The 26,927-nt window shown below is 60.9% G+C and carries 17 protein-coding genes; 5 read left to right on the top strand and 12 right to left on the bottom strand.

Features of this window, described 5'->3' with window-relative positions; all coding sequences use genetic code 11:
- The first annotated feature begins 86 nt into the window (after positions 1 to 86).
- The 3 genes from HJB84_RS05305 (at position 87) to HJB84_RS05295 (ending at position 2,392) form a co-directional block, all read left to right on the top strand.
- Entirely contained in the window at positions 87 to 860 is a 774-nt protein-coding gene (locus HJB84_RS05305; RefSeq protein ID WP_207582237.1) for an amino acid ABC transporter substrate-binding protein, read from the top strand.
- Between the two features lie 93 nt (positions 861 to 953).
- The gene (locus tag HJB84_RS05300) at positions 954 to 1,634 is read left to right on the top strand and encodes an amino acid ABC transporter permease (protein WP_221115421.1); all 681 of its coding nucleotides are present in this window, start codon (positions 954 to 956) and stop codon (positions 1,632 to 1,634) included.
- The gene (locus HJB84_RS05295) at positions 1,631 to 2,392 is read left to right on the top strand and encodes an amino acid ABC transporter ATP-binding protein (RefSeq protein WP_207582238.1); all 762 of its coding nucleotides are present in this window, start codon (positions 1,631 to 1,633) and stop codon (positions 2,390 to 2,392) included. The genes HJB84_RS05300 and HJB84_RS05295 overlap by 4 nt, the downstream gene beginning before the upstream one ends.
- A gap of 44 nt (positions 2,393 to 2,436) precedes the next feature.
- On the opposite strand, the gene HJB84_RS05290 is transcribed toward HJB84_RS05295, so the two are convergent.
- The 3 genes from HJB84_RS05290 to HJB84_RS05280 all read right to left on the bottom strand — a co-directional run bounded on the left by HJB84_RS05290 (position 2,437) and on the right by HJB84_RS05280 (position 7,648).
- Complete coding sequence (locus tag HJB84_RS05290) at positions 2,437 to 3,009, bottom strand: NADPH-dependent FMN reductase (RefSeq protein ID WP_221115420.1); 573 nt, start codon at positions 3,007 to 3,009, stop codon at positions 2,437 to 2,439.
- Between the two features lie 202 nt (positions 3,010 to 3,211).
- Entirely contained in the window at positions 3,212 to 6,676 is a 3,465-nt protein-coding gene (pyc, locus tag HJB84_RS05285; RefSeq protein WP_207582240.1) for a pyruvate carboxylase, read from the bottom strand.
- 216 nt (positions 6,677 to 6,892) lie between these two features.
- On the bottom strand, positions 6,893 to 7,648 hold the full coding sequence (locus tag HJB84_RS05280; RefSeq protein WP_207582241.1) for a LuxR family transcriptional regulator: 756 nt from the start codon (positions 7,646 to 7,648) through the stop codon (positions 6,893 to 6,895).
- Between the two features lie 319 nt (positions 7,649 to 7,967).
- Between HJB84_RS05280 and HJB84_RS05275 the strand changes: the two genes are divergently transcribed.
- Positions 7,968 to 9,731 carry a glucan ABC transporter ATP-binding protein/ permease gene (locus HJB84_RS05275; protein ID WP_207582242.1) on the top strand — a complete coding sequence of 588 codons (1,764 nt, stop codon included), beginning with the start codon at positions 7,968 to 7,970 and terminating at the stop codon, positions 9,729 to 9,731.
- Between the two features lie 436 nt (positions 9,732 to 10,167).
- Complete coding sequence (locus HJB84_RS05270; protein ID WP_207582243.1) at positions 10,168 to 10,521, top strand: VOC family protein; 354 nt, start codon at positions 10,168 to 10,170, stop codon at positions 10,519 to 10,521.
- Positions 10,522 to 10,573: 52 nt separating this feature from the next.
- On the opposite strand, the gene HJB84_RS05265 is transcribed toward HJB84_RS05270, so the two are convergent.
- The 9 genes from HJB84_RS05265 to HJB84_RS05225 all read right to left on the bottom strand — a co-directional run bounded on the left by HJB84_RS05265 (position 10,574) and on the right by HJB84_RS05225 (position 26,894).
- Positions 10,574 to 11,812, bottom strand: coding sequence for an OpgC family protein (locus tag HJB84_RS05265; RefSeq protein WP_207582244.1), 1,239 nt, complete (start codon positions 11,810 to 11,812; stop codon positions 10,574 to 10,576).
- A 100-nt stretch (positions 11,813 to 11,912) separates the two neighbouring features.
- A complete protein-coding gene (locus HJB84_RS05260; protein WP_221115419.1) occupies positions 11,913 to 20,432 on the bottom strand; it encodes a GH36-type glycosyl hydrolase domain-containing protein in 8,520 nt (2,839 codons plus the stop codon).
- Positions 20,433 to 20,997: 565 nt separating this feature from the next.
- Positions 20,998 to 21,162: a hypothetical protein gene (locus HJB84_RS05255; protein WP_007632282.1), complete on the bottom strand. Its 165-nt coding sequence runs from the start codon at positions 21,160 to 21,162 to the stop codon at positions 20,998 to 21,000.
- 143 nt (positions 21,163 to 21,305) lie between these two features.
- The gene (locus tag HJB84_RS05250; RefSeq protein WP_207582246.1) at positions 21,306 to 21,494 is read right to left on the bottom strand and encodes a hypothetical protein; all 189 of its coding nucleotides are present in this window, start codon (positions 21,492 to 21,494) and stop codon (positions 21,306 to 21,308) included.
- A gap of 162 nt (positions 21,495 to 21,656) precedes the next feature.
- A complete protein-coding gene (locus HJB84_RS05245) occupies positions 21,657 to 22,406 on the bottom strand; it encodes an ABC transporter ATP-binding protein (protein ID WP_221115418.1) in 750 nt (249 codons plus the stop codon).
- Positions 22,403 to 23,236 carry an ABC transporter ATP-binding protein gene (locus HJB84_RS05240; RefSeq protein ID WP_207582248.1) on the bottom strand — a complete coding sequence of 278 codons (834 nt, stop codon included), beginning with the start codon at positions 23,234 to 23,236 and terminating at the stop codon, positions 22,403 to 22,405. The genes HJB84_RS05245 and HJB84_RS05240 overlap by 4 nt, the downstream gene beginning before the upstream one ends.
- Positions 23,233 to 24,168, bottom strand: a complete 936-nt coding sequence (locus tag HJB84_RS05235) for an ABC transporter permease (RefSeq protein WP_207582249.1) — start codon at positions 24,166 to 24,168, stop codon at positions 23,233 to 23,235. The genes HJB84_RS05240 and HJB84_RS05235 overlap by 4 nt, the downstream gene beginning before the upstream one ends.
- Entirely contained in the window at positions 24,165 to 25,232 is a 1,068-nt protein-coding gene (locus tag HJB84_RS05230) for an ABC transporter permease (RefSeq protein ID WP_221115417.1), read from the bottom strand. The genes HJB84_RS05235 and HJB84_RS05230 overlap by 4 nt, the downstream gene beginning before the upstream one ends.
- Before the next feature lie 18 nt (positions 25,233 to 25,250).
- Positions 25,251 to 26,894 carry an ABC transporter substrate-binding protein gene (locus HJB84_RS05225; RefSeq protein WP_207582251.1) on the bottom strand — a complete coding sequence of 548 codons (1,644 nt, stop codon included), beginning with the start codon at positions 26,892 to 26,894 and terminating at the stop codon, positions 25,251 to 25,253.
- Positions 26,895 to 26,927: the final 33 nt, after the last annotated feature.

Raw genomic sequence — 26,927 nt, 5'->3', positions numbered from 1 at the left:
ATTCGCAGTTTTTTACGCTTCCGACGCCCTAATTTTCTGCGAACTATCGCTCATCCGATGACAACCTCCCAAGGATGGATAAAACAATGAACTGGTTGAAAACCGTCGCCGCCGCTGCCCTCATTCATGCTGCTGCCCTCCTGCCTGCCCATGCCGGCGAGAACCTCGCCGCCATCAAATCGGCCGGCGTCTTCAAGATCGGCACCGAAGGCACTTACGCGCCCTTCACCTTTCATGACGAAAGCGGCAAGCTCGTCGGCTTCGACGTCGAGATCGGCGAAGCGATCGCTGCCAAACTCGGCGTCAAGGCCGAGTTCGTCGAGGGCAAGTGGGATGGCCTGATCGCCGGCCTCGACGCCAAGCGCTACGACACCGTCATCAACCAGGTCGGCATCACCGAAGCCCGCAAACAGAAATATGATTTCTCCGAACCCTATATCGCTTCCAAGGCCGTGCTGATCATCCGCGACGGCGACGACAGCATCAAGACCTTCACCGATCTGAAGGGCAAGAAATCCGCCCAATCGCTGACCAGCAATTTCGGCAAGATCGCAACCGAAGCCGGTGCCGAACTCGTCGGCACCGACGGTTTCGATCAATCGATCCAGCTCGTGCTGACCAAGCGCGCCGACGCCACGATTAACGACAGCCTCTCCTTCCTCGATTTCAAGAAGCACAAGCCGGACGCGCCGGTGAAGATCGCCGCAGAGCAGGAAAATGCCGATTATTCCGGCATCATCATCCGCAAGAACGAGCCGGAGCTTCTTGCCGAAATCAACAAGGCGCTTGCCGACATCAAGGCCGACGGCACTTACAAGAAAATCGCCGACAAGTATTTCGGCCAGGACGTTTCGAAGTAAGTCCCACTCAAGAATGGCCCCTCCCCCTTGTGGGGAGGGGTTGGGGAGGGGTATTCGAGATATCACCACCCAACTGACGAGAGGGAACGCCCCTTGCCGCACTGGCTCCAACTCATGGCGGATTCGCTGCCCTCGCTCCTCTGGGCGGGGCTGATCTTCACCATTCCGCTGACGCTGCTGTCCTTCGTCTTCGGCCTGGCCCTCGGGCTCGCCACCGCAATCGCCCGACTCTTCGGGCCGGCGCCGCTTTCCGCCGTCGCTCGTTTCTATGTATGGGTCATCCGCGGCACGCCGCTGCTCGTTCAGCTCTTCGTCATCTTCTACGGCTTGCCGAGCCTCGGCATCCTGCTTGACGCCTTTCCAGCCGCCCTGATCGGCTTCACGCTGAATATCGGCGCCTATAGTTCCGAGATCATCCGCGCCGTCATTTCCTCGGTGCCGAAGGGCCAGTGGGAAGCCGCCTATTCGATCGGCATGAGCTGGCGCCAGGCGATGAGCCGCACCATCCTGCCGCAGGCCGCCCGCGTCGCCGTGCCGCCTCTGTCGAACACCTTCATTTCGCTGGTCAAGGACACCTCGCTTGCCGCCGCAATCACCGTGCCGGAGCTCTTCCAGGCGGCGCAGCGCATCGTGGCCACCACCTATGAGCCGCTGATCCTCTATATCGAGGCGGCGCTGATCTATCTTGCCCTAAGCTCCGTCCTCTCGCAGCTGCAGGTGCGGCTGGAACGCCGCTTCGCGCGTTATGGCGGCATGCTGGAGGCAAATGCATGATCGAGCTTTCCAACATCGAAAAGCGCTTCGGCGACGCCGTCATCCTCAAGGATATCAGCATCCGCATTCCCGAAGGCAGCGTCACCGCCCTGGTCGGGCCTTCGGGCGGCGGCAAGAGCACGCTGCTGCGCTGCATCAACCTGCTCGAAATTCCGACCGCCGGTTCCATCCGCCTCGGAGAGGAAACGCTGGCCTTTGCGCCGGGCAAACGAACGAGCTGGCAGGCGATCCAGAAGATCCGCCGCCAGACCGGCATGGTCTTCCAGAACTTCCAGCTCTTCCCGCATCAGACCGCGATTGAGAATGTTATGGAGGGCCTGGTGACAGTCCTGAAATGGCCGAGGGAAAGGGCGCGCGAGCGGGCGATGGAGTTGCTGACCAAGGTCGGCATGACCCACAAGGCCGATGCATGGCCTTCGACGCTCTCGGGCGGTCAGCAGCAGCGTGTGGCGATCGCTCGCGCCTTGGCGCCGTCGCCGCGCGTGCTTCTCTGTGACGAACCGACCTCGGCGCTCGATCCGGAACTCTCGGCAGAAGTGGTCGATGTGCTGGGTCAGCTTGCCCGCGAAGGCACGACCATGGTGATGGCGACTCATGATCTCAGGCTTGCCTCGAAGATCGCCAATGACGTCGTCTTTCTGGAAGCCGGAAGCGTGGTGGAAACGGGTAGCGCCAGGGCGATCTTCACTGCGCCGGAGCGCGAACGCACCAAGCGCTTCATCTCGACGATCAACGCGGCGCATACCTACGACATTTGAAGCAATGCCGGGATGCGGCCATCCCGGCATTGCTGGAACTCCAATCAGGAGGCCGTGACGACGGCGCGCGCAGCCTTCAGCGCATTGCCCCACCATATGATCTGATCGAGCAGGTTCTTGGCAGCCTCGTTGAGATGGGCGTAATCGCCAAGGCTCTTGCCTTCCTTGAGAACGGCAAGATATTCGCTGAATGCGATGTGGACACCGGTCTTGACGGAAGCGGCGCCCATTTCCACGAAGATCAAACGCAGTTGCTCGACCGCACGTGCGCCGCCGACGCCGCCGTAACCGACAAAACCGACCGGCTTCTGGATGAATTCGCCGAGATCGATCGCGTTTTTCAGAACGGCCGTCGGAGCATGATTATACTCGGCGGCGGTGAAGATGAAGCCGTCGAATTCGCGCAGCTTCTTCTTCCAGCGCTCGGCGGAGTCGCTTTCCGCTGTGGTGGCGCGCGCTTCGCCGAAGAAATGCATGGGATAGTCGATAAGATCGAGAACTTCGACTTCCAGATCGGAGCGCTGGCCGACCAGCTCGGCAATCCACTTGGCCGGATGTTCGGCGAAACGGCCAATACGCGTGCTGCCGACAATGACGGCAATCTTCAACTTGCTCATGGAGATGATTTCCTGATGGGTCTTGGGGGCGGATGGTGGGAGCGCAAGTCTATGAGAAAGTCTCCTCGCCGGGCAAGGCAAGGAGACTGCCAACTCGTCGAAAAATCAGCTTTTCACCGCCCGATCATACACAATCGGGTGATTGGCCGCAGTCGTTGGACAGCAGAACGAAGCCTCTCGGCGACGATCGCCCGCCCGTTGCTCAAGCGCCATAGACGACGAGCAGGTCCTTGGCGTCGATCTGATCGCCGGCCCGCACCAGCACCTCCGAGATCGTCCCGTCCTTTTCCGCATGCAGCGCCGTTTCCATCTTCATCGCCTCGATGGAGACGAGCACGTCGCCGGCACTGACCGCCTGACCTGGAGAGACGAAGACACGGCTGATGACGCCCGGCATGGGCGCACCGACATGGACGGCATTGCCCGGTTCCGCCTTGCGGCGGACGGCTGCACCTGTTGCCCCATGGGCCCGGTCCGGCACCTTGATGCGGCGCGGCTGGCCGTTGAGTTCGAAGAAGATGGTCACCATGCCCTGGCTGTCAGTCGCGCTCATCGCCTGGTTGACGATGACCAGCGTCTTGCCGCGTTCGATATCGGCAAACAGTTCCTCGCCATCTCCAAGCCCGTAGAAATAGGCCGGCGTCGGCAGCACCGAAACCGGGCCGTAGGTATCGGAGGCAAGCGCGAAGTCGGTGAACACTTTCGGGTACATCAGGTAGGAGGCGAATTCGAAATCGCTGACCTCACGTTCCAGCTTCGTCTCGATGACCTTGCGCTCAGCATCGAGGTCGGCCTCCTTGAGCAAGGAGCCGGGCCGCACGGTATAGGGCTTGTCGCCCTTCAGGGCCTTCTTCTGCAGCGTTTTCGGCCAGCCTGAGGGCGGCTGACCGAGATCACCCTTCAGCATCGACACCACCGATTCCGGGAAGGAGACTTCCTTGTCGGCGCTGACGACATCGGCAACTGTCAGGTCCTGGGAGACCATCATCAGCGCCATGTCGCCGACCACTTTGGAGGACGGCGTCACCTTGACGATATCGCCGAACATCTGGTTGGCATCGGCATAGGCCTGCGCCACCAGATGCCAGCGGGTCTCGAGGCCGAGTGAGCGGGCCTGTTCCTTGAGGTTGGTGAACTGGCCGCCCGGCATTTCATGTAGATAGACTTCCGAGGCCGGGCCTTTGAGGTCGCTTTCGAAGGCGGCATATTGGTTACGCGCCGCTTCCCAATAGAAGGAGACGCGGCGGATCCACTCCGGATCGAGGCCCGGATCGCGCTCCGTACCGCGCAGCGCCTCGACGATCGAGCCGAGACAGGGCTGCGAGGTGTTGCCGGATAGCGCATCCATCGCCGCATCGACCGCATCGACGCCGGCATCGACGGCGGCAAGCACGGTCGCGGCCGCAATACCTGATGTATCATGCGTATGGAAATGGATCGGCAGGCTGGTCGCTTCACGCAGCGCCTTGAACAGAACCTTCGCAGCCGCAGGCTTGAGGAGGCCGGCCATATCCTTGAGCGCGATGATATGCGCGCCGGCCTTTTCAAGCTCGACCGCAAGGTCGGTATAGTATTTCAGATCGTATTTCGGACGGGCCGAGTTCAGGATATCGCCGGTATAGCAGATCGCCGCCTCGCAGAGCTTGTTCTCCTCGGCAATGGCATCCATCGACACCCGCATGTTCTCGACCCAGTTCAGGCAATCGAAGACGCGGAAGAGATCGATGCCGCCCTTGGCTGCCTGGCGGACGAAGTATTTGACGACATTGTCGGGATAGTTGGTGTAGCCGACGCCGTTGGCGCCGCGCAAAAGCATCTGCAACAGAAGGTTCGGCGCGCCCTCGCGGATCAGCGCCAGGCGTTCCCACGGATCCTCCGTCAGAAAGCGCATCGAGACGTCGAAGGTGGCGCCACCCCAGCATTCGAGCGACAAAAGGCTCGGCAGTGCATGCGCATAGGTGCCGGCGATGCGGGCGATGTCATAGGTGCGCATGCGGGTGGCGAGCAATGACTGGTGGCCGTCGCGCATCGTCGTGTCGGTCAGAAGCACGCGTTTTTCATTGCGCATCCATTCGCCGAATTTCTTCGGACCGAGCGTGTCGAGCAGTTGCTTCGTTCCATCCTTGACCGTGTTGCCATTGGCGTAGGGAACCACCGGCTGGGCAGCGTTATCAAGCGGCCTTGGCCTGTCCTTGGCCTCGGGATGACCGTTGACGGTGACGTCGGCCAGATAGGTCAAGAGCTTCGTCGCGCGGTCCTGGCGCTTGACCTGCTGGAAGAGTTCCGGCGTCGTGTCGATGAAACGTGTCGTGTAGCTGTTGTCGCGGAACTTCGGATGGCCGATGATCGCTTCGAGGAAGGTCAGGTTGGTAGCGACGCCGCGAATACGGAACTCGCGCAGCGCCCGGTCCATGCGGCTGATCGCTTCGGACGGGTTCGGCGCCCAGGCCGTGACCTTGACGAGCAGCGGATCATAATAGCGGGTGATGATAGCGCCCGAATAGGAGGTGCCGCCGTCGAGACGGATGCCGAAACCCGACGCCGAGCGATAGGCGGTGATGCGGCCGTAATCCGGAATGAAATTGTGCTCCGGATCCTCGGTGGTGATGCGGCACTGCAGCGCATGACCGTTCAGGCGGATGTCAGCTTGAGCGGGAACGCCCGATTCCGGCGTGCCGATCGCAAAGCCGTCGAGAATGTGGATCTGCGCCTTGACGATGTCGATGCCGGTGACGACTTCGGTCACCGTATGCTCGACCTGGATACGCGGATTGACCTCGATGAAGTAGAATTTGCCGGTATCGCTATCCATCAGATATTCGACGGTGCCGGCGCCGACATAATTGGTCGCCGAGGCGATCTTCAGCGAATAAGCGGCAAGCTCCTGGCGTTGCGCTTCCGAGAGGTAGGGCGCAGGCGCGCGCTCGACGACCTTCTGGTTACGGCGCTGGATCGAGCAGTCACGTTCAAACAAATGAACGACATTGCCGTGTGTATCGCCGAGAACCTGGCTTTCGACGTGGCGGGCGCGTTCGACGAGCTTTTCCAGATAGACCTCGTCCTTGCCGAAGGCGGCCATCGCCTCACGTTTGGCCTCGGTCACTTCACGGGCCAGATCCTTCGGATCGCGGATGGCGCGCATGCCGCGACCGCCGCCGCCCCAGGAGGCCTTCAGCATTACGGGATAGCCGATCTCCTCGGCCATCTTCGCCACTTCGGCCATATCCTCCGGCAACGGCCCCGTGGCCGGCACCACAGGCACGCCGACCGAGATCGCCAGGTTGCGCGCTGCGACCTTGTTGCCGAGCTGGCGCATCGTATCGGCCTTCGGGCCGATGAAGATGATGCCGGCCTTGTTGCAGGCATCGACGAATTCGGGACTTTCCGACAACAGGCCATAACCTGGATGAATGGCATCGGCGCCTGAGAGCTTTGCGACGCGGATCACTTCCTCGATCGACAAATAACTTTCGATCGGGCCCATGTCCTTGGCAAGATGCGGGCCGCGGCCGACCTGATAGCTTTCGTCCGCTTTGAAACGGTGCAGCGCCAGCTTGTCTTCCTCCGCCCAGATCGCCACGGTTTTTATTCCAAGCTCGTTGGCCGCGCGAAACACGCGAATGGCAATTTCGGAGCGATTGGCAACGAGTATCTTGGAAATGGGCAAAACGGTCTCCTCAGGCGTTCAGACGCGGGCATGCTGCACCCGCGAAGGAAATTCTTAACTTCTTGTTACAGGAAGTTCAATTTCTCTTGCGACTGCGAAATGCAATTTCTCGCCATTCTAAATGCTGATGATGTCAGGCCGGATCGGCATAAATCGTATTTCTTATCAAAATCAAAGGCATAGCATGAAAACCGCTCATCCTTTCGGCATCATGCTCTAGCTTATCAAGCGGTGACGGAAGGCAAGCGCCACCGCCTGCTGCCGGTTTTTCGCCTTCAGCTTGTTCTGCAAGCCGTTCATATACCAGTCGACGGTGTGGTTTGAGATCTTCAGCATCTTGCTGATTTCCATCGAGGTCATGCCTTCGGCGAGATAATGCAGGATCTCCATTTCGCGTCGCGTCAGCGGCGTGTCGGCCGGCAGCACGGTTTCCAGCGCCTCCGCCTCATCCTTCAGCTCGAGCAATCGCCAGAAGCTTTTGCGTGCCACGGCCTCGAAAAGGGCGATCTCCACCGGCGACAGCTCGATCGGCTTGCCGGCGAGACTGAGGTTGCCGAGAATGCCGTTCCGTCCGTGGATCGGAAAGATATAACCGTCTTCCAGTCCGTGACCGAAAGCATCGACCATCATCTGCTCCATCCGACGCTTCTGCGCATCCTTGCGGAATGCTGCCAGGCTTTCCCGCCAGCGGAAGGGCCGCTGCGCATGAGCGAGGTAGCGCACCATCGGATCGATCAGCACATATTTTTTCGCGGTATAGATTTGCGGCCATTGTTGCGGCCAGCGGCCGGCAAGCGCCGCAGCCCAGGGTTCCGGATTCTGCTGCGCCGGATTCTGCGGCAAATGGCGCCGTAGGCCGTAATATTCGAAGCCGCAATCTTGGATGACCTGCTCCAGCTCGGTAACCACGGCCTGAGGATTTGACGTTTCTTCCAGAATGATAAGCAATTGAATTAACAAATTAATATTCACAAAATGCCCCTTGCCCGGACGGATGCCCGCATCGAGGCCGTCGGCGGCTTTTCAAATTGGTCGCGAAACGGTCTTCTTCAAAAAATGCAGTCTCTAATTTAATGCTGCGCTAAATATTTATTAAAATGCAAGCGCAAATTGTTGCAGGGATATAACCGAGCAGAAAATTCAGCGCCATAGTCATCTCGTCGAATCCCACGATAATGCGATCGGGTTACTCGTCGCCTCGATGGACCCTGAATACTCCGTTAATCGCCGGTTCAGGTAACCTTTTGTAGCATCGCATCATCCCGTTTCGCAGATGCATAAGAGGTTCGACGTGACGCTATTCAAGGTCTATGCAAGAGCTCTGCGCTATCTCAGCGCCTACAAGCTGCGCGTATCCCTGGTCGTGGTCGCAAACATCGTTCTGGCGACAATTACCATTGCGGAGCCGATCCTGTTCGGTCGCATTATCGATGCGATTTCGGGCAAGGGTGAGGTCAAGCCCATCCTTTTCATGTGGGCGACCTTCGCCGTTTTCAACACGGTTGCCTTCGTCCTGGTCGCCCGCGAGGCCGACAGGCTGGCCCATGGCCGGCGCGCGACGCTGTTGACGGAAGCCTTCGGCCGGATCATCTCCATGCCGCTTGGCTGGCACCATCAGCGCGGCACCTCAAACGCGCTGCATACATTGCTGCGCGCCTGCGAGACGCTGTTCGGTCTCTGGCTGGAATTCATGCGCAACCACCTGTCGACGGTTATCGCGCTTGCCCTTCTGATACCGACGGCAATGGCGATGGACCTGCGCCTTTCCGCCGTGCTCATGGTGCTCGCCGTCGCCTACTGGATGATCGGTCGCGTCGTCATGAGCCGCACCAAAGACGGCCAGGCTTCGGTCGAAAACCATTATCACACCGTCTTTTCGCATGTCAGCGACTCGATCAGCAACGTGTCTGTCCTGCACAGCTACAACCGCATCGAGGCTGAAACCAAGGCGCTGAAATCCTTTGCCGACCGCCTGCTCGAAGCCCAGTATCCGGTGCTCGACTGGTGGGCGATCGCCAGCGCGTTGAACCGCATGGCGTCGACCATTGCAATGATGGTGGTCCTGATCATCGGCACCATGCTTGTTCAGGCCGGCCAGCTGCGCGTCGGCGACGTCATCGCCTTCATCGGCTTTGCCAACCTGCTGATCGGCCGCCTCGACCTGATGCGCCAGTTCGCCACGCAGATTTTCGAAGCCCGTTCCAAGCTCGAGGAATTCTATGCGCTCGAAGACTCGGTGCGTGAACGCGAAGAACCGGCCGGCAATGGCGAGATCAAGGACGTCAAGGGTGCGATCGAATTCCGCGACGTCTCCTTCGGCTTCGGCAACAGCTCGCAGGGCCTGCACAATGTCTCCTTCTCGGTGAAGGCAGGCCAGACGGTCGCGATCGTCGGCCCGACCGGTGCCGGCAAGACGACGCTGGTCAACCTGCTGCAGCGTGTTTACGACGCCCAAGGCGGCCAGATCCTTGTCGACGGCACCGATATCACCAAGGTGACCCGCAAGTCGCTGCGTCGTCACATCGCCACCGTCTTCCAGGATGCGGGCCTGCTGAACCGTTCGATCAGCGACAATATCCGCCTCGGCCGTGAAGGCGCCAGCGAAGAGGACATGCGCCGTGCGGCCGAAGCCGCCGCTGCCGCCGACTTTATCGAGACCCGTGAGGATCGCTACGATACGCATGTCGGCGAACGCGGCAACAAGCTCTCTGGCGGCGAGCGTCAGCGCATCGCCATCGCCCGCGCTATCCTCAAGGACGCGCCGATCCTGGTGCTCGACGAGGCGACCTCGGCGCTCGACGTCGAGACTGAAAACCGCGTCAAGGCCGCAATCGACAACCTGCGCCAGAACCGCACCACCTTCATCATCGCCCACCGCCTGTCGACGGTCCGCGAAGCCGATATGGTGCTCTTCCTAGACGACGGCCGCGTGGTCGAACAGGGTAGCTTCGACGAACTCAGCCACAGCAACGGCCGCTTCGCCGCCCTGCTGCGCGCCAGCGGTATCCTGACGGACGAAGAGGTCCGCAAGGCCCATACCACCGAAGCCGCCTGATCGGCTTGGGTTTCAAACAAAGGCCGGAGGGTAACTCCCTTTCGGCCTTTTTTGTTGGGCTGGGTTAAGAGGCTGCATCGAACGGCATTCCTACGACACGCTTTAAGACTTTGCTTTATCCGAATACCGCCGTGGACGATATGCATTGGCACTGTGCCGTGTGGATATCCCCTCTGCCCTGGCGGGCATCTCCCCACAAGGAGGGAGATCGGCTGGCGCGATGGTTTCCCCAAACAATGACCAACTGATGTCCCGCACGGCAGTAGAGAGGAATTGAGGGCCAACCACTGGCTGATCTCCCCATCTGTGGGGGAGATGCCCGGCAGGGCAGAAGGGGCTCACACGCAGCAACGTCTCGATTCCAAGCCAAACCGATTGACCACCCTACCGATCTTCCTAATTTCCGGTTTGATACCGACTACCGAAGGGAAAAACCATGAAGGTCCTGCGCATCGTTGCCAATGTCCAGGCACCTGACATCACCATGGCCCGGCGGTTCTATCAGGATATCCTCGGTCTTGACGTCATCATGGATCACGGATGGATCGCGACGTTCGGCGCCCCGCGCTCGATGACCGTTCAACTCAGCGTGGCCAGCGAAGGTGGCTCCGGAACGCCGGTACCGGATCTCTCGATCGAGGTCGACGACCTCGACGCCGTGTTTAAGGCAATGTCGGCGGCTGGCTTTCCCATCGAATACGGCCCGGCCGATGAGCCCTGGGGCGTCAGGCGCTTCTATGTGCGCGATCCTCTGGGCAAGCTGGTGAACATCCTTGTTCACAAAAACTAAGCCGGCGGCCATCGGCCGCCAGCTCCCTTCATCTCACAGGCATATCCAAAGCCTATTTCCGATCGTTGCGGCGATAGACGTTGGCCGTTCCGCCAATGCGGACGGGCACCGGGACGCTGGCGAGCTCCGTGACCAGTTTCGCCTTGACCTTGCCCTGCTGGCGCTTGCGTTCGAGATAATAGGCATAGGCGAATTGCGTCGCGATACCAACGATCACCAAGAGCGGACCGACCAGCGGATCCTTATTGGTAATATAGAGCACTACCTGGCCAATCATGGCGAGGATCGTGCCGGCGACGAAAATGTTCAGCGAATGGCGGCCGAGGATCGCCAGCGGATGGTCTGCAGGACGGCGCAGAATGCGCGAGAGCGCCGGAATGCTGATGACCAGATAGGTCAGTGCCAGCACGTGCAACAGACGCGGCAGCGACAGGAAGGTCTTGTCGAAACCGGTGATGACCGTCGGCAGGCCAAGTGCGGCCAGCGAATTGCCGAAGACCCAGAGCTGGCCGGTCACCCAGACAAAGGACAGCGCGACGTAACCGGCAGCGGCCGCAAGCAGCAGCCGATGCCGGGGGATGGTGCCGCCGCGCTTGATATGCAGCATCGAAACGATGCCGATCGAAAACAGGAACTGCCATGAAAGCGGATTGAGGAACCAGTAGCTTTCGATCAGCATGTTGTGCGGCGCCACTTGGTAGATGCCCGCAAGCAGCCAGACCGTGCCGGAAACGCCGAGCGCCAGCAACGGGCTCCGGGCATTCAAAAGCAGGATGATCGGCACCATCAACATCAACGCGCCGTACATCGGCAGGATATTGTTATAGCCGATCTGGTGGCCGAGCAGCAGCAACGCCGGAATGCCTTCCTTCAGGTTCATCAGCACCGCCAGGATGTTGATTTCGACCAGCAAGCCCGGCCGGTGAAACAGCCACGCGCCGCAGATAAACAGCGCCAGCGTCATGAAGGTGGTGATCATGTGGGCGAGATAGAGCGTGAAGGCGCGCTTCACCGCCTTGATCGCCATCGTCAGCCGGTTGCCCGGCCGGAACCCGGAACCGTAGGCAAGGCCGACGGCAATGCCCGAGATCAGCACGAAGGCTTCTGCAGCATCGGAAAAACCGAAATTCTTCGTCGTCAGATATTCGAAGATCTGTCCGGGAACATGGTTGATGAAGATCATGATCAGCGCCACGCCGCGCAAGACGTCGAGCCTTGTATCACGTATTGGCGCGGCGGCGGATAGGGAACTGCGCCCAGTGACGATGGCTTGGGTCGGCGTGCTAGCCATGGGTGTCTCCTTGTCATCCGATTTGCAAACGCGACGGCGGCCAAAAGGGTTCCCTTTTGGCCGCCGCGAATCGCCGTGTTTTTCAGCGTGGAGAACGCTGTTATCCGAGCGGATATCCCTCTTCGGGATCGGTGATTTCGCAGCCGTTGATCGTCAGAGTGTAGCCGCTGTCATTGGACGCTTTTGAGACCGAAATGCGGTATTTGCCGCCGCCCTGCTCCACCTCTGCCGCAAAACCGTCCCATTCCGACGGGAGCGACGGCCGCACATAGAGCCGGCCGCGCTTCAGCCGGATGCCGAGGATGCCTTCGACGGCGGCGCGGTAGAGCCAGCCGGCGGAGCCGGTATACCAGGTCCAGCCGCCGCGCGACGTATAGGGCTCATGGCCGTAGACGTCGGCAGCCACGACATAGGGTTCGACCCGGTATTGCTCCGCCGAAGCCTTGTCGAGCGCGTGGGTGATCGGGTTGAGAATCTGGAAGCAACGGAAGGCATCATCGCCCCGCTTCAGCTCCGCCAACGCCATCACCACCCAGGTTGCGGCGTGGGTATATTGTCCGCCGTTTTCGCGCACCCCCGGCGGATAGGCTTTGATATAGCCGGGATCCCTGGCGGAATTGACAAAAGGCGGCGTGAACAGCCGGATGATCCGGGCATCCTCGTCGACCAGCTGGTCGAGCACAGCGTCCATCGCTGTGACGGCGCGGGCCGGATCACCCTCGCCCGACAGCACGCTCCATGACTGCGCAATCGAATCGATCCGGCATTCCGGGCTTTCCCTGGAGCCGAGCAGCGCACCGTCGTCGAATGTGCCGCGGCGATAGTAGCCGCCATCCCAGGCCGCAGTTTCGAGCGCCTTCTTCAGCTCGATCAGATGCGCCGACCAGCGCTCTATGCGGGCCGTGTCGCCGCGCTCTTCGGCATAGGGAATAAAGGAGCGCAATGCGCCCGCCAAGAACCAGCCGAGCCAGACGCTGGTGCCGCGCCCGCCGACGCCGACGCGGTTCATCCCGTCGTTCCAGTCGCCGCCAAGGAACAGCGGCAGGCCGTTTGCCCCCTTGCGGGCGATGGCGAGATCGAGCGCCAGCGCCGCGTGCTCGTAGACGCTCGCCTTGTCCTCGGAAATCTCCGGCCTGTAGAAGGAGTCGTGCTGGCCTTCGAGCAGAGCCGGCCCTTCCAGGAAGGCGATCTGCTCGTCGAGCACGCTCCTATCGCCGGTGACGCTGCAATAATGATGGATCGCGTAAGCGAGCCAGACGACGTCGTCCGAGATCAACGTGCGCACGCCCGCACCCGTTCCGGGCAGCCACCAATGCTGCACGTCGCCTTCGCGGAATTGGCGTGACGCGGCATTGAGGATCTGCCCGCGGGCGAGGGAGGGTTCGTGCAGCACGAAGGCCAGCGTGTCCTGCAGCTGATCGCGGAAGCCGAAGGCGCCGCTTGCCTGGTAGAAGGCCGTGCGGGCCATGATGCGGCAGCCGAGGCTCTGATAGGGCAACCAGGTGTTGACGAGATTATTCATTCCACGATCTGGCGTCGATATCTGCAGCCTGCCGGTAAAATCCCGCCAGAAGGTTCGGTTCGCCTCGACGGCATCGTCGAACGAGGCCTTGCGGATCTCGGCGATGACTCTGCGCGCTTCTTCCTCCGTCGGCGTATCGCCGAGGAAGAAGGTGAAGTCGCGCTCCTCACCGGCGCCGAGCTCGATGTCGATGGCAAGCGCTGCGGCCGGATCACCGTCGAGGTCGGCCGTGCTGGAAAGGGCGGCGGCGGAGGTAACGGCCTGCGGCGCGTGGATCGTTCCCGCCTTGCCGACAAATTCGCGCCGGCTTGCCGAGAAGCTCGAAAGGGCCTCGCTCGCCGCGAAGAAGGCGGTGCGGCTGGAATAATCGATGCTGTAGGGATTGGTGGCAAACAGCGCCCCAGTCTCCTCGTCATATCTAGACAGGATGAACGGTGCCGTGCGTGCCGCATTGCTGCCGAGGATCCATTCGACATAACCGTAGAGACGCAGCTTGCGGCTGGTCGAACCGGTGTTGCGCAAGCGCAGGCGCTGCAGTTTAACCGGCCTTTCGCGGTCGATCGTCTGCGTCAGCTCGAGAGCGATATCGTTCTGAATGCTGGAAAAGACCGAATAGCCGAGCCCGTGACGGGTTTCGAAGCGGATGTCCGGCCGGCCGGAAAGCGCTGCGAACGGCGTCATGACGGCACCGCTCTCGAGATCGGTCAAATAGAACGCCTCGCCGGAACGGTTGACCACCGCATCGTTCGACCAGGAGGTCAGCTGATAGTCGCGCGAATTGGCGCTCCAGGTGAAGCCGGAGCCCTCAGCCGACACGTGGAAGCCGAACCTGTCATTGGAGATGACATTGATCCACGGCTGCGGCGTCGCGTGACCTCCGGGCAGCCGAACGACATATTCGCGTCCATCGCGGGCAAAACCGCCAATACCGTTCCAGAAGTCGAGATCGCCTTCCTCCTCGATGACGACGGCGGGCACGACAGGCGGCGGCACCGGCGCAACACGCTTGACCGGGGCCTTGTTGCGCTCGGCCCGTTCCATCTCCTGCAGCTCCTCCTTGGAGGGCGCAAACAGCGCCACGGCGCGGCCGATCTGGTCGACCACCTTGCCGTTCTTCGTATGCAGCGTGACGCGGGAAGCCGCAATCAGCGCGTGATAGGTGCTCTCCTCCATCAGGTCCTTGCGAACAGCAAAGATATGCTGGCGCAAGCCGTCGGCCTGGCCCATGCGGCGCACGTTTTCGCACATTGCGTCGAGCGCGTGCTGCATATCCTGCGCGTAGGAAGAGGCGCGTTCGTTCATGATGACGAGATCGGCGGTGACGCCGCGCGAACGCAGATATTCCTGCGCCAGCAGCGCCTCGCGGGCGATCTCGAGATCCATGTCGTCGTTGATGCGCAGCGTGAAGATCGGGAAGTCGCCGGAGATCGCCAGCGGCCAAAGCGCCGATTGCGACTGCAGGCCGGCCTCGACGGTCGCCTCGTCCTTGCGCAGCTGCATGTCGGGATAGACGAGGTAGCGTCCGAGATGCTGGAAGGCCGCTGCCTGCTGCGAGGTAACGCCGACATGGCGCATCTGCACCTGCGTGCGCGTCCAGGCTTGCACAAACTCGTGGTTGAACGCGTCGGGATGACGGTAGCGATTGACCGCCTTGTCGACTTCGTCGCGGTTTGGCGCAGCGATCGTCCAGAAGATCACGCTGACTTTCTTGCCGGCCGGCACGCGGACGGTGCGACGCAGCGACATCACCGCATCGAGCATGAAGCCGTCGCTGCCGGAAAGCGTAGCGCCCGGATCGAAGGCTGCCGCATCGGCAAGGCTGCGGCCACGGCCGATGAATTTGCGCCGGTCGGTCTCGAATTCCGTGTGGCGGGTGTCGCCGGCATTGTCGACGATCAAGTGGGCGATGCTGATGTTCGGTTCGTTCGGATCGCGCTTGTTGCGTTCGGCGCGGATGACGTCGCCGCGCTTGCCGATCTCGGTCTTGACGAACATCCGGGCAAATGCCGGATGCGCATTGTCGGTATCGTCGGAGGTGATCACCGGTTCGAGATAGGAGGTGACTTCGATGAAACGGTCTTCCCCACCCATGTTGAGCAGGGTGACGCGGCGGGCCTCGGCATCATGCTCGGTCGCAATAATGCACTCTACCTCGCTTGTGAGGTCGCCGACCGTCTTGGTGAACTGCGCCTTCTCGTCGGCGAATTCGACCTTGATCTTTTCGCCTTCGACGCCCTTCGGCTCCGAGGTCGTCGACCACCATTCATTCGTGGCCGTATCGCGCAGGAAGATGAAGCTGCCCCAGCGGTCTTCGGTCGGATCGGCTTTCCAGCGGGAAACGGAGAGGCCGTTCCAGCGGGAATAACCGGCGCCCGTAGCCGTCAGCATCAGCGAATAATGGCCGTTCGACAAGAACACGAGTTCGCGATCACGCGAAGCCGGATCGCTGATCTTCCTGATCTCCGGCCGCAGCAGGTCGTCCTGGATGCTGGCCGGCGTGTCGGATTCATGCTTGCCGCTCATCACCGGAATGTCGCGCGGCGCCTTTTCCTGCAGCAAAAGCTCCGCTGCCTCGATGACCGGATCGGCGTGGAAGAGCTCGCGCAGATGACCATTGAAGGCGACGTTGGCGACGGCGGCGATCGACATGCCGTGATGGTGGGCATAATAATTATAGACCACAGCGCATTTTTTGCCTTCCGGCACGCGCGTCGGCGTGAAGTCGACGGCATCGTGGAAGCCGAACTTGCCGAGCGCACCGACCTTGCGCAGCCTCTGCAGATTTTCGAGCGCGGCCGGCGGGTCGTACTGGCTGGCGAGCAGCGATGCATAAGGCGCAATGACGGCATTGTGGCCGAGGCCGCGCTTCAGGCCGAGCGTCGGCACGCCGAAATTCGTGTACTGATAATTGAGATTATGGTCGCGGGCATTGAAGGCCGCTTCCGAGATGCCCCACGGAATTCCGAGCTTGCGGGCGTAATTCATCTGTTCGACGACGACCAGATTGTTGGTCTGGTTGAGAATCCCTCCGCCGCGCTCCTGCATGACCAGCGGCGGCATCAGATACTCGAACATCGAGCCGGACCAGGAGACCAGCGCGCCGCGCGACCCCACAGGAACGACCTGGCGGCCGAGGCGATACCAGTGCTCCGTTGGCAGATCGCCCTTGGCAATGCCGAACAGGCTGGTCAGGCGACATTCCGAGGCGAGAAGATCGTAGCAGGCCTGGTCGAGTTCACCGCTTTCGACGCGGTAGCCGATCGACAGCAGGCGCCGCTCGGGCCGGAACAGGAAGCCGAAATCCATCGAGAACGCCAGATCTCGGGCTTTGTCGCGCAGTGCCACCAGGCGCGGCCTCAGCGCATCGACTTTGGAAAGGTCGAAGGTGCTGTCGGAAATATGCGCCTCACAGACCTTCACCAGGGAGGCCGCCCATTGGGTGACCTCTTCGCTCTGCTTCGACTTGACCTCATGGTCGAGATTGGCGGCGAGCTTCTCGATGTCGCGGGCGAGAACGGCGAGATTGATGATGCGGATCGAGGCGAATTCATGCTCGCGCTTGACGGCGGCAAGCGCATTCTGGAAGCCGACGATGCGTTCCTCCAGGCGCCGGCGCAGCGGCCGCACGGTCTTGCGGTCGTCGGGCAGGTCGGCCAGCACTTCACCGAGAATGCCGGCTGTGTCGCCGACGCCGTCGAGGTTGCCCTGCATATGAGCGGACGGCGCCTCGGCCCAGTTGCGGCAGGCCGACGAAATGGCGATCAGATGGCCGGCGAGATTGCCGCTGTCGACGGCCGAGACATAACGCGGCCCAAGCGTCTGCAGCGTATCGGTGTGATACCAGTTGAACAGATGGCCGCGGAATTTCTCCATTCTGTCGATCGTCGAAATCGTCTGCTCTAGCCGCTCGAGCGTCTCCTCGAAGGAGAACCAGCCGAATTGCCGGCCGGAAACGACCGAGAGCAGATAGACGCCGATATTGGTCGGCGAGGTGCGCGCCGCAACAATCACATGCGGCGTTTCCTGGATATTGTCCGGCGGCAGATAGTTCTGCTCGGCCGTGGTGAAGGTCTCGAAATAACGCCAGGTGCGTCGGGCGATCTTGCGCAGTTCGCTCGACACCGAATCGGCGACCTCGAGCCGGTCCTCGGTCTCTGCCGACTGGCTGACATACCAGGCGACGACAGGCGACAGGATCCACAACAGAGCGAAGGGAATGCCGACGACGAAGGCGCTGCCGCCGGGGAGGGCTGCAAACCCAAGCGCCAGCAGCGCCAGCGCCGGTGCGTGCCACATCCCTTTGTAATAGGAGATCAGCGTTCCCTGGCCGCTGGCGTGAACGCTGGCGGCGGTCCGCCACTGCAGCATCAGCTTGCGGCTGACCAAGAGGCGGTAGAGCGAGCGGCCGATCGCATCGGCCATCATGGCGGCCGAATCGGCGATGAAGACGATACGCAGTGCAACCTGCGCATTGGCGGCCGTGATATCGGACCAGACCGTATAGAGGTGGGCGCGGGCGATGATATCGCTGGTGCGCGGAATGATGCCGTTGATCAGCGACAGCGTCGGCGCGACGAAGAGGCAGAAGATCAGCAGAATCTGCCAGATCAGTGCGCCGAGCGGGCTCATGAAATACCAGCCGAGCACGGAGGCGAAGAACCAGGCGATCGGCGTCAGTGAGCGGCGCAGATTGTCGAACATCTTCCAGCGGCCGAGTGCCGTGACACCGTATTTCGGATTGAACATATAGGGCAGCAGCTGCCAGTCGCCACGCGCCCAGCGATGCTGACGCGAGGTCTCGACCTCGTAGCGGATCGGGAAATCCTCAACCAGTTCGAGATCGGTGACGAGGGCGCAACGCGCCATCGAGCCTTCGAGAAGATCGTGGCTGAGCACGGAGTTCTCATCGATCCGACCCTTCAGCGACGCCTCGAAGGCATCGACATGATAAAGGCCCTTGCCGGTGAAGGTGCCCTCGCCGGCCAGATCCTGATAGACGTCGGAAACGGTGAAGACGTAAGGATCGAGGCCGCGGTTGATCGAAAAGACGCGCTGGAAGACCGATGCGTCCTTGCCCGTCGTCAGCGACGGGGTGACGCGCGGCTGCAGCACGCCATAGCCGCTTTCGACACGGCCGGTTTTCGGATTGATGACCGGCCGGTTGATCGGATGATAGAGCTTGCCGACGAGCTTGGTGACGGCATCGCGCATCAGGCGCGTATCGGCATCGAGCGTCATCACATATTGCACCTTGGCCGGCACGGTGTTGGCGCCGGGCAGATAGGTCGTGTCGCGGTCGCCGCGCAGCAGCATGTTCAGCTCGTGCAGCTTGCCACGTTTGCGCTCCCAACCCATCCAGACGCCTTCGGAGGGATTGTAGAGACGGCGGCGATGCAACAGATAGAAACGCGTCTTGCCGTCATAGGCATAGCGGGCGGAAAGATTGGCGATCTCGCGCCGGGCATAGTCGAGAACCTCGAGATCGGCGGGCGTTTCCTCGGCCTCGCTGTCCGGCCAATCGCTGAGCAGCGCGAAATAGAGCTCACCGCGCGGATTGGCAAGATAATGAACCTCAAGATTGCGCACGTGGTCGTCGACGCTGTCACGGTTCGAGATCAGGCAGGGCACGACGAGCAATGTGCGCGCATCCTCCGGAATGCCTTCCTTGAACTCGTATCCGACGAGGCGCGCCGGCGTCACGAAGAAGGACAGCACGGTGTTGAAGAGACCCGTCGCCCCTTCCGACGCCGGCACTGAGAACATGATCAGCAGCAGGGCGATTTCGATCGCCCCCATGCCGGCATTCGCCATGAACCGGCCGACGATCGCCATGGCGATGATCATCAGCAGCATGACGGGCACGGCAATTGCCAGCCAGTTGAACCGACGCACGGCGCGCACGAAATGCTGGATGATCGTCGGGCGATAATTCGCCCGCGCCTCCAGCTTCGGCCGCTGCGCGCCGGACAGGAAACCGCCGACATTCGGTTCATGCGGCTGCGGCTCGTCGGAGGCCTTGGCAGCAGCCGTCATGTCGAGCGCCAGCTGGGCGATTTCCATTTCCGTCAGCGGCGAGCGTTTGGCCAGCTTTTCGATCTGTTTGCGATATTTGTTGCGCGAGCCGGAATCGAGGATGCCGTAATCGGAATGCTCCCAGAGCAGTTTGTCGACATGGCTTACCTGCTCGACCCAGACCGACCATTCGGCATCGTCGATCTCGCGAAGGCTGCGGATGATGTTGCCCATCGTCACGTTGCCGGAAGAAAGGCGGCTGTGTTCGGCCGTCGTCGTCTCTTCGCTGTTGCGGCCGAGTTCTTCCAGCCGCTCGTCGAGCCAGGTGATGGCGAGACTCGACGTCTGCGAGCCGTCACGAAGGCGATAGAGGAACTGTGTCGAGAAAGTATTGTCCTCGGCAAGCGGTTCCAGCGTCTTCAGGTAGGCCGCCGCCCCGGCCGGATCGGTCAGCCGCACCAATTCGTCGGCCGCCTCGTTGGCGCGGCGGCGCAGGCGGCGGCTGGCTTCGACGCGGCTGGAAATGCGGCGAAGGTTTTCCACGAGCACGTAGCGCACGAGCGAAGGCAATGCCCAGAGTTCGCCGATCCTCAGCGTCTCGCTGGCCTGAAAACCGTCGACCAGCGCCGTCAGGCTTTCCTGCGAGATCGTGCTATGGGTATGGGCGACGTAGAGCCAGGCAAGCACGAGGGTGCGCGGCACCTCGACACCGCCGACGACCATGGTCGGCAATTCGCGATAGAAGCGGCGGGGGAAGTCGCGCCGCACCTCCTGGATCGCCTCTTCGACGATATAATGATTGTCCAGCAACCATTCTGCCGCCGGCGTGATCGTCTCGCCTGCTTCGACGTCGGTCGCCGTGGTCCGGTAGACGCGCAGAATTTCCTTCTCGTTTTCCTTATGGCGCGCGAAGAAATCGAATGGGGCGAAAGCCGGCAGCTGGTCGACGCCGTTGCGGGCGACCGCATCGCCCATCGCCTTGATGTCCTCGATGGCAAGATAGGTCGAGCGGATCGAATCGTTATGATCGATCTGCTTAATCTCGGGTTCGCGCGGAAGGCTCGGAGAAAGATTGGAAATAGACATGGGTTCGGTTCTGGATCCAAACGAAGTTATGGCTGTTTTGCGCAGCCTTTTGCACTGCTTATCATGACTGCTACATGAACGGAGCCCCATTCTTCAAAGATCGATGAAGCCGGGGTGAACGACACTTGGGCCAAGCTATGCAACGGGCTGAGCTCTGGCAAAGGACGCGGCCCGACGGGTATTGGGACCATCGATACCTCTCCGCGAAAGCCATGTCGAAAATTTGGACAGTATCGAAATAATTCAAGTCAAAAAGCACCGGCCACCCTCAGCGAGCTGATCTGGGCGGTAGGCTCAAAAATGCCGGCACTAAGGTGCCGGCAGGCAGGAACTCATCGATTCCGGTCGCACCAACAAGGTCGATGCGGCCGTTTTCGATGAATGAAAGAAGGACGGAAGAATGATGATGGGATCGGCTTCGATCAACCAGAGAAAGATGCCCCCTTATGGCAACTCGCCTTTGACATTCGAGTGTCGGGAGAACGCCGAATGAGATGTTCCGGAATTCAATAAGGGCGAAAACCGCCCGCAGCTGCCGGCATCACCGGCGCCTGCCATTTGCCGATTACCCGACGACCCCGCAAACCATGGCGACGACGAACAGGAATGCCGCGGTGAAGATCGCTCCATGAAGCAGCGTCTGAAGCCTATGGCGCGTGGTGAGCACCTTCTTGGCCGGGATGGAACCATACTGGTTCACGTGAGCATGCGAAATACCCAGATCTGCCATATGTCGCCTCCGTTGTTTTCGTGCGGCCGGTTGTGCGGCTCGCGTTGATATTCGTATTTTCTCTATCAAGTAGGTAGAGATAAAATTCCGTCCAGCGCGAACGGAGGAGAAAATTCAACCAGTCCTTTTAGCAGCCCGCCATTTTAGCAGAGTACGCGCCATGCCCAGATCAACGAGCGCTCGACGGCGTTCTCGCTTTGCGGCGAATTGGAAGACGTGTCGATCAGCCGGCGGTCCTTTTCCGCGGGAAGAGATACCGAAATCTGTTCCCTGCGATCGGCTTTGACCGGAGGATCTAGGTAGCCCATGGTCATCCCGCCGAGAAAGAACATGCCTCAACCTCCATCGATCACGAAAGCTAACAATCGTTAACAGGATCATGACAGAAGCAGGGCAACTGTCAATAGTCTAGTTGAATGGTCGTCTTTTAGGGAAGTCTTATCCTTAACGCCGACCCTGACCCCTTCTTTTCAACGGGTTGAAAAGATTGTCTTTCAGGCTTTGACAAACCCCTTGCTGGCGATCATCAAATTTTTCGTGTAGTCCTCCCGAACCGCGCCGCTTGCCAGTTCTTCCGAACTCAACCGTTCGACGACAGTGCCGTTGCGCATCACGGCCAACCTTTCGCACATATGGGTGATGACGCCGAGATCGTGGCTCACCATCACGAATGTCAACTTGCGGTCGCGTCGGATCTGCTCCAAGAGATTCAGCACCTCGGCCTGCACCGAGGCGTCGAGCGCCGAGGTCGGCTCGTCGAGCAGCAGGATCGACGGTTCGACGATCAATGCCCGAGCAATCGCCACACGCTGCCGCTGGCCGCCGGAGAGCTGGTGCGGGTAGCGGAAACGGAAGCCGTTGCCAAGGCCGACCTCGTCGAGCGCGCGGGCGATACGCGCCTCGCCGTCGTCGATGCCGTGAATCGCCAGCGGCTCGAGCAGGAGCCGGTCGATCGTCTGGCGCGGATGTAGCGAACCATACGGGTCCTGGAAGACCATTTGCACGCGGCGGTAGAAGATTTTACTGCGTTTCGAGCCCTTCAACGCTTCGCCGTCGATGTTGATCGCCCCGCCGCTGATCGGCGCCAGCCCGGCCACGGCCCTCAGCAAAGTCGATTTTCCCGAGCCGGACTCGCCGACGAGACCGAAGGATTCGCCGCGCTCGACCGTGACGCTGACATCCTTCAGCGCGTGGAATTGATCGTAGACGACGCTGAGATTTTCGGCCTCAAGAGCGGCGCTCATGCCGCCCACTCCGGCCTGCGATCGAGCACCGGCAGCGGATGACGGCTCTGGCCGATCTCGGGCATACAATTCAGCAATCCCTTCGTATAGGGATGCTGCGCATGTTTGAGATCGGCGGCCGCGAGCTCCTCGACGATCTTTCCGGCATACATGACGATGACCCGGTCGCAGAAGGACGAGACCAACCTCAGATCGTGGGAAACGAAGATCAGCCCCATGCCGCGCTCCGCCACCAGCCTGTCCATGATTCTCAGCACGTCGAGCTGCACCGTCACGTCGAGCGCCGAGGTCGGCTCATCGGCAATCAGCAATTCAGGCCCGGCAATCAGCATCATGGCGATCATCGCCCGCTGCCCCATGCCGCCCGAAACCTCGTGCGGATGCAGGTCGAAGACACGTTTCGGATCGCGGATCTGCACCGCTTCCAGCATGGCGAGCGCGCGCTCGCGCGCCTCCGCCTTGCCGACCCTCTCATGAGTACGCAGCGTTTCGCAGATCTGCCGCCCGATGGTCATGACCGGATCGAGCGAATATTTCGGATCCTGCAGGATCATGGCGATGCGCTTGCCGCGCAGCCTGCGTCTTTCGCCGGCGGAAGCCTCGATCAGGTCGATGCCGTTGAAATCCAGCCGGTCGGCCGTGACGATAGCATGTTTCGGCGTCAGCCCCATGATCGCCCTGCCGGTCTGCGATTTGCCGGAACCGGATTCGCCGACGATGCCGAGTCTTTCCTTGCCGAGCGTGAAGGAGACGCCGCGCACGGCCTCGATCACGCCGGTGCGCGTGGGGTAGCTGACCTTGAGCTTATCAACCGTCAGAAGTGTCGTCATTGGCCGCTTTCCTTCGGATCGAGCGCGTCGCGCAGGCCGTCGCCAAGCAGATTGAAGCCGAGGCTGACGATGAGGATGGCGATGCCGGGCATCGCCGCGACCCACCATTGATCGAGGATGAAGCGCCGTCCCGAGGCAATCATCGCCCCCCATTCCGGCAGCGGCGGCTGCGCCCCGAGGCCGAGAAAACCGAGACCGGCGGCGGTCAGGATGATGCCCGCCATGTCGAGCGTCACGCGCACGATCAGCGAGGAAATGCAGAGCGGCATGACATGGCGCAGGATGATGCGGAACGGCGAGGCGCCCATCAGCTTCACCGCCGAGATATAATCGGACCGCCGGACCGTCAGCGTCTCGGCGCGGGCGATGCGGGCATAGGGCGGCCAGGATGTGATGGCGATGGCGATGATCGCGTTCTGAATGCCGGGACCGAGCGCGGCAACGAAGGCGAGCGCCAGCACCAGCTTCGGGAAGGCAAGGAAAATATCGGTGATGCGCATCAGCGTCGCATCGACCCAGCCTCCGGCATAACCCGATACCGTGCCGACGATCAGACCGATCGGCGCCGAGATGACCGCGACGAGCACGATGACGAACAGCGTCAATCGCGATCCATAAATCAGCCGCGAATAGATGTCGCGGCCCTGGTCATCAGTGCCGAGCAGGAATTCCCCCGTTCCGGGCGGCAGCAGACGGGCGTTGCGCAGATCGCCAACGACGGGATTGTGCGTGGCGAGCAAATCGGCAAAAGCGGCGATGAAAAGCAGCGCGATGATGATCAGCAGGCCGACGACGGCGAGCCTGTTGGCCGTGAACTGCCGCCAGGTGACGTAGGCGCGGCCGAGCCGTGCCTGCATGCGCGATTGCGGCCGGTCGGAAAGCAGCCATTCGCGGCGGCTCATCGGCTGGGATGGGCTGGCGGGAACCGTCATCGGTTTCGCGTCCTCGGGTCGAGTGTCCGGTAGAGAAGATCGGACAGAAGGTTGATGCCGATGAAGACCGTGCCGATGACGATCGTCCCGCCGAGCACGGCATTCATGTCGGCGTTCTGCAGCGAATTGGTGATGTAGAGCCCGATGCCCGGCCAGGAAAAGACGGTCTCGGTCAGCACCGATCCTTCGAGCAGGCCGGCATAGGAAAGCGCGATGACGGTGACCAACGGCACGGCGGCATTGCGCAGCGCATGGCCCCAGATCACCCGCGTTTCCGAAAGCCCCTTGGCACGCGCGGCAACGATATATTCCTGGGAAAGCTCGTTCAGCATGAAGCTGCGCGTCATGCGGCTGATATAGGCGAGCGAGAAATAGCCGAGCAGCGATGCAGGCAGGATGATGTGGCGGAAGACATCGTAAAACACATCCCATTGCCCCTGCCAGGCACTGTCCAGCAGATACAAGCCTGTGATCGGCGTGAACGTGTATTCGAAGACGATGTCGATGCGGCCGGGAAACGCCACCCAGCGCAGCCGCGCATAGAAGATGACGAGCGAAATCAGCGCCAGCCAGAAGATCGGCACCGAATAACCGATCAGGCCGACGACGCGCACGACCTGGTCGGCGATGCTGCCGCGCCGCACGGCGGCGAGAACGCCGAGCGGCACGCCGACGAAGGCGCCGATGAGCGTTCCGAGTGTCGCGAGTTCGATGGTTGCCGGCAGGACACGGCGGATATCGACCATGACCGGATTGGTCGTCAGCACCGAATTACCGAAATCGCCGGACAGTATGCCTTTGATATAGATGAAGAACTGCTGATAGAGCGGCAGGTTGAAGCCCATCTCCTCGCGCACGCGCTCGACGACATGGGTGGGGGCGCGATCGCCGAGAATGGCGAGCACGGGATCGATCGGCACAACGCGGCCGATGAAGAAGGTGACGGCCAGAAGGCCGAAATAGGTGGTGACGGCGGCAAACAGGAACCGCCCCAGCGCCTTTGCGAAGGCGCCGGCACGGCCCTTTCGGGGCCGCGCCGCCTGTGTCGTTTCGACGGTGCTCAAGCGGCCAATCCTGCCGGACTATTCCTTGGCGATCGGACCGACGAAATTGGTGTCGAAGCTCGGACCCAGCTTGAAGTCCTTCACGCTTTTGCGGTAGCCGGCCACCTCGGTCTGCTGGAAGATGAAGACAAAGGGGCTGTTTTCAAGATATTTCTTCTGGATATCCTGATATATGGCGGCGCGCTTTGCAGCGTCGCGTTCCAGAAGCGCTGCCTTGGCTTGCTTGTCGAGTTCCGGCGCTTCCCAGGTATTGCGCCATGCGAGCGTCTTCACCGTGCCGGCATCGGAATTGTCGGGATTGCCGGTAAAGGTATCGGCATTGGAATTCGGGTCGAAATAGTCCGACCCCCATTGGCCGATATACATGTCGTGAGTGCGGGCGCGGTATTTGGTCAGCGTCTGCTTGCCGTCGCCCGGAATGATTTCCATCTTCACGCCGGCCTGCGCCAGCGTCTGCTGCATGGATTCGGCGATACCGGTCACCGGCTGAGTGTTGCGCACGTCCATGGTGATCGAGAAACCGTCCGGTACGCCTGCCTTGGCGAGCAGTTCCTTGGCCTTGGCGACATCGAGCTTGTAGGGATTTTCGTCGAGCGCGCCGAGCTGGCCCTTCGGCAGGAAGGTCTGATGGATTTCGCCGATTCCCTTGATCAAAGTTGCGCCGATCGCATCATAGTCGACCAGATACTTGAAGGCTTCCTGGACTTCCGGCTTCTTCAGATTCTCGTTCTTGTTGTTCAGGCTGACATAATAGATCGTGCCCTTCGGCGCACTCGTCGTTGCGAGGTCGGCATTCTTCGAAACGGCGTCGATGTCGCCAGGCTCGAGGTTGCGGGCGATATCGATGTCGCCGGCTTCGAGCGCCAGCCGCTGCGCAGCACTTTCCTTCATATAGCGGTAGATGACGCGGTTGAGCTTTGCCTTGTCGCCGTAATAATTGTCGTTGCGTTCCAGAACGACCACTTCATTGGCGCGCCATTCGCGCAGCTTATAGGCGCCGGAGCCGGCATAGCCGGTCTTCAGCCACTCATTGCCGAAATCGCTGTCGTATTTGTGCTCGGCATCGGGCGTCACCGCCTTCACATGCTCCATCACCAGCTTCTTGTCGACGACGGAAGCGACCGTTGCCGTCAGGCAGTTGAGCACGAAGCTCGGCGCATAGGCCTTGTCGACGGTGAACACGAAGGTGCCGGCATCGGCCGCTTTGGCTTTTTCCGTAACGTTGTCGCCGGTCAGGCCGAATTGGGTGAGGATGAAGGCTGGGCTTTTGTCGAGCTTGACGGCGCGCTCGAACGACCAGGCGACGTCTCCGGCGGTGATCGGGTTGCCGGAGGCGAATTTCAGGCCCGATTTCAGCTTGAACGTATAGGTCAGACCGTCATCGGAAACACTCCAGCTGTCGGCCAGATCGCCCTTCACCTTGGATGTATCGTCCATGTCGAGACGGACGAGCAGGCTGTAGCTGTTGGTGGTAACTTCGGCGGTCGAGAGCTCGAACGCCTCGCCCGGATCCATCGTGATGATGTCATCAATGGCGAAACCCTCGACCAGCGTATCCTTGGGCGTCTCGGCGAAGGCGGCGGGTGCTGCCATCATCAGCAGCGAAAGTGCCGCTCCCGCGGAAAGCAGTCGGAAATTGCGGCTGAGCTTGGTGATCATCATGGTCCGTTCCCCTTGTTTTTTGATTGGATACGA

It is taken from the genome of Rhizobium sp. NZLR1b, from assembly GCF_019685155.1.
GTDB lineage: Bacteria > Pseudomonadota > Alphaproteobacteria > Rhizobiales > Rhizobiaceae > Rhizobium.
This window is presented reverse-complemented; position numbering and strand designations above follow the sequence as displayed.

Excerpts from the sequence above, each read along its gene's own strand:
- HJB84_RS05305 (WP_207582237.1), top strand. The coding sequence starts at position 87 with ATGAACTGGTTGAAAACCGTCGCCGCCGCTGCCCTCATTCATGCTGCT.
- HJB84_RS05295 (WP_207582238.1), top strand. The coding sequence starts at position 1,631 with ATGATCGAGCTTTCCAACATCGAAAAGCGCTTCGGCGACGCCGTCATC.
- HJB84_RS05290 (WP_221115420.1), bottom strand. The coding sequence starts at position 3,009 with ATGAGCAAGTTGAAGATTGCCGTCATTGTCGGCAGCACGCGTATTGGC.
- HJB84_RS05270 (WP_207582243.1), top strand. The coding sequence starts at position 10,168 with ATGAAGGTCCTGCGCATCGTTGCCAATGTCCAGGCACCTGACATCACC.
- HJB84_RS05265 (WP_207582244.1), bottom strand. The coding sequence starts at position 11,812 with ATGGCTAGCACGCCGACCCAAGCCATCGTCACTGGGCGCAGTTCCCTA.
- HJB84_RS05260 (WP_221115419.1), bottom strand. The coding sequence starts at position 20,432 with ATGTCTATTTCCAATCTTTCTCCGAGCCTTCCGCGCGAACCCGAGATT.
- HJB84_RS05255 (WP_007632282.1), bottom strand. The coding sequence starts at position 21,162 with ATGGCAGATCTGGGTATTTCGCATGCTCACGTGAACCAGTATGGTTCC.
- HJB84_RS05250 (WP_207582246.1), bottom strand. The coding sequence starts at position 21,494 with ATGTTCTTTCTCGGCGGGATGACCATGGGCTACCTAGATCCTCCGGTC.
- HJB84_RS05245 (WP_221115418.1), bottom strand. The coding sequence starts at position 22,406 with ATGAGCGCCGCTCTTGAGGCCGAAAATCTCAGCGTCGTCTACGATCAA.
- HJB84_RS05240 (WP_207582248.1), bottom strand. The coding sequence starts at position 23,236 with ATGACGACACTTCTGACGGTTGATAAGCTCAAGGTCAGCTACCCCACG.
- HJB84_RS05235 (WP_207582249.1), bottom strand. The coding sequence starts at position 24,168 with ATGACGGTTCCCGCCAGCCCATCCCAGCCGATGAGCCGCCGCGAATGG.
- HJB84_RS05225 (WP_207582251.1), bottom strand. The coding sequence starts at position 26,894 with ATGATGATCACCAAGCTCAGCCGCAATTTCCGACTGCTTTCCGCGGGA.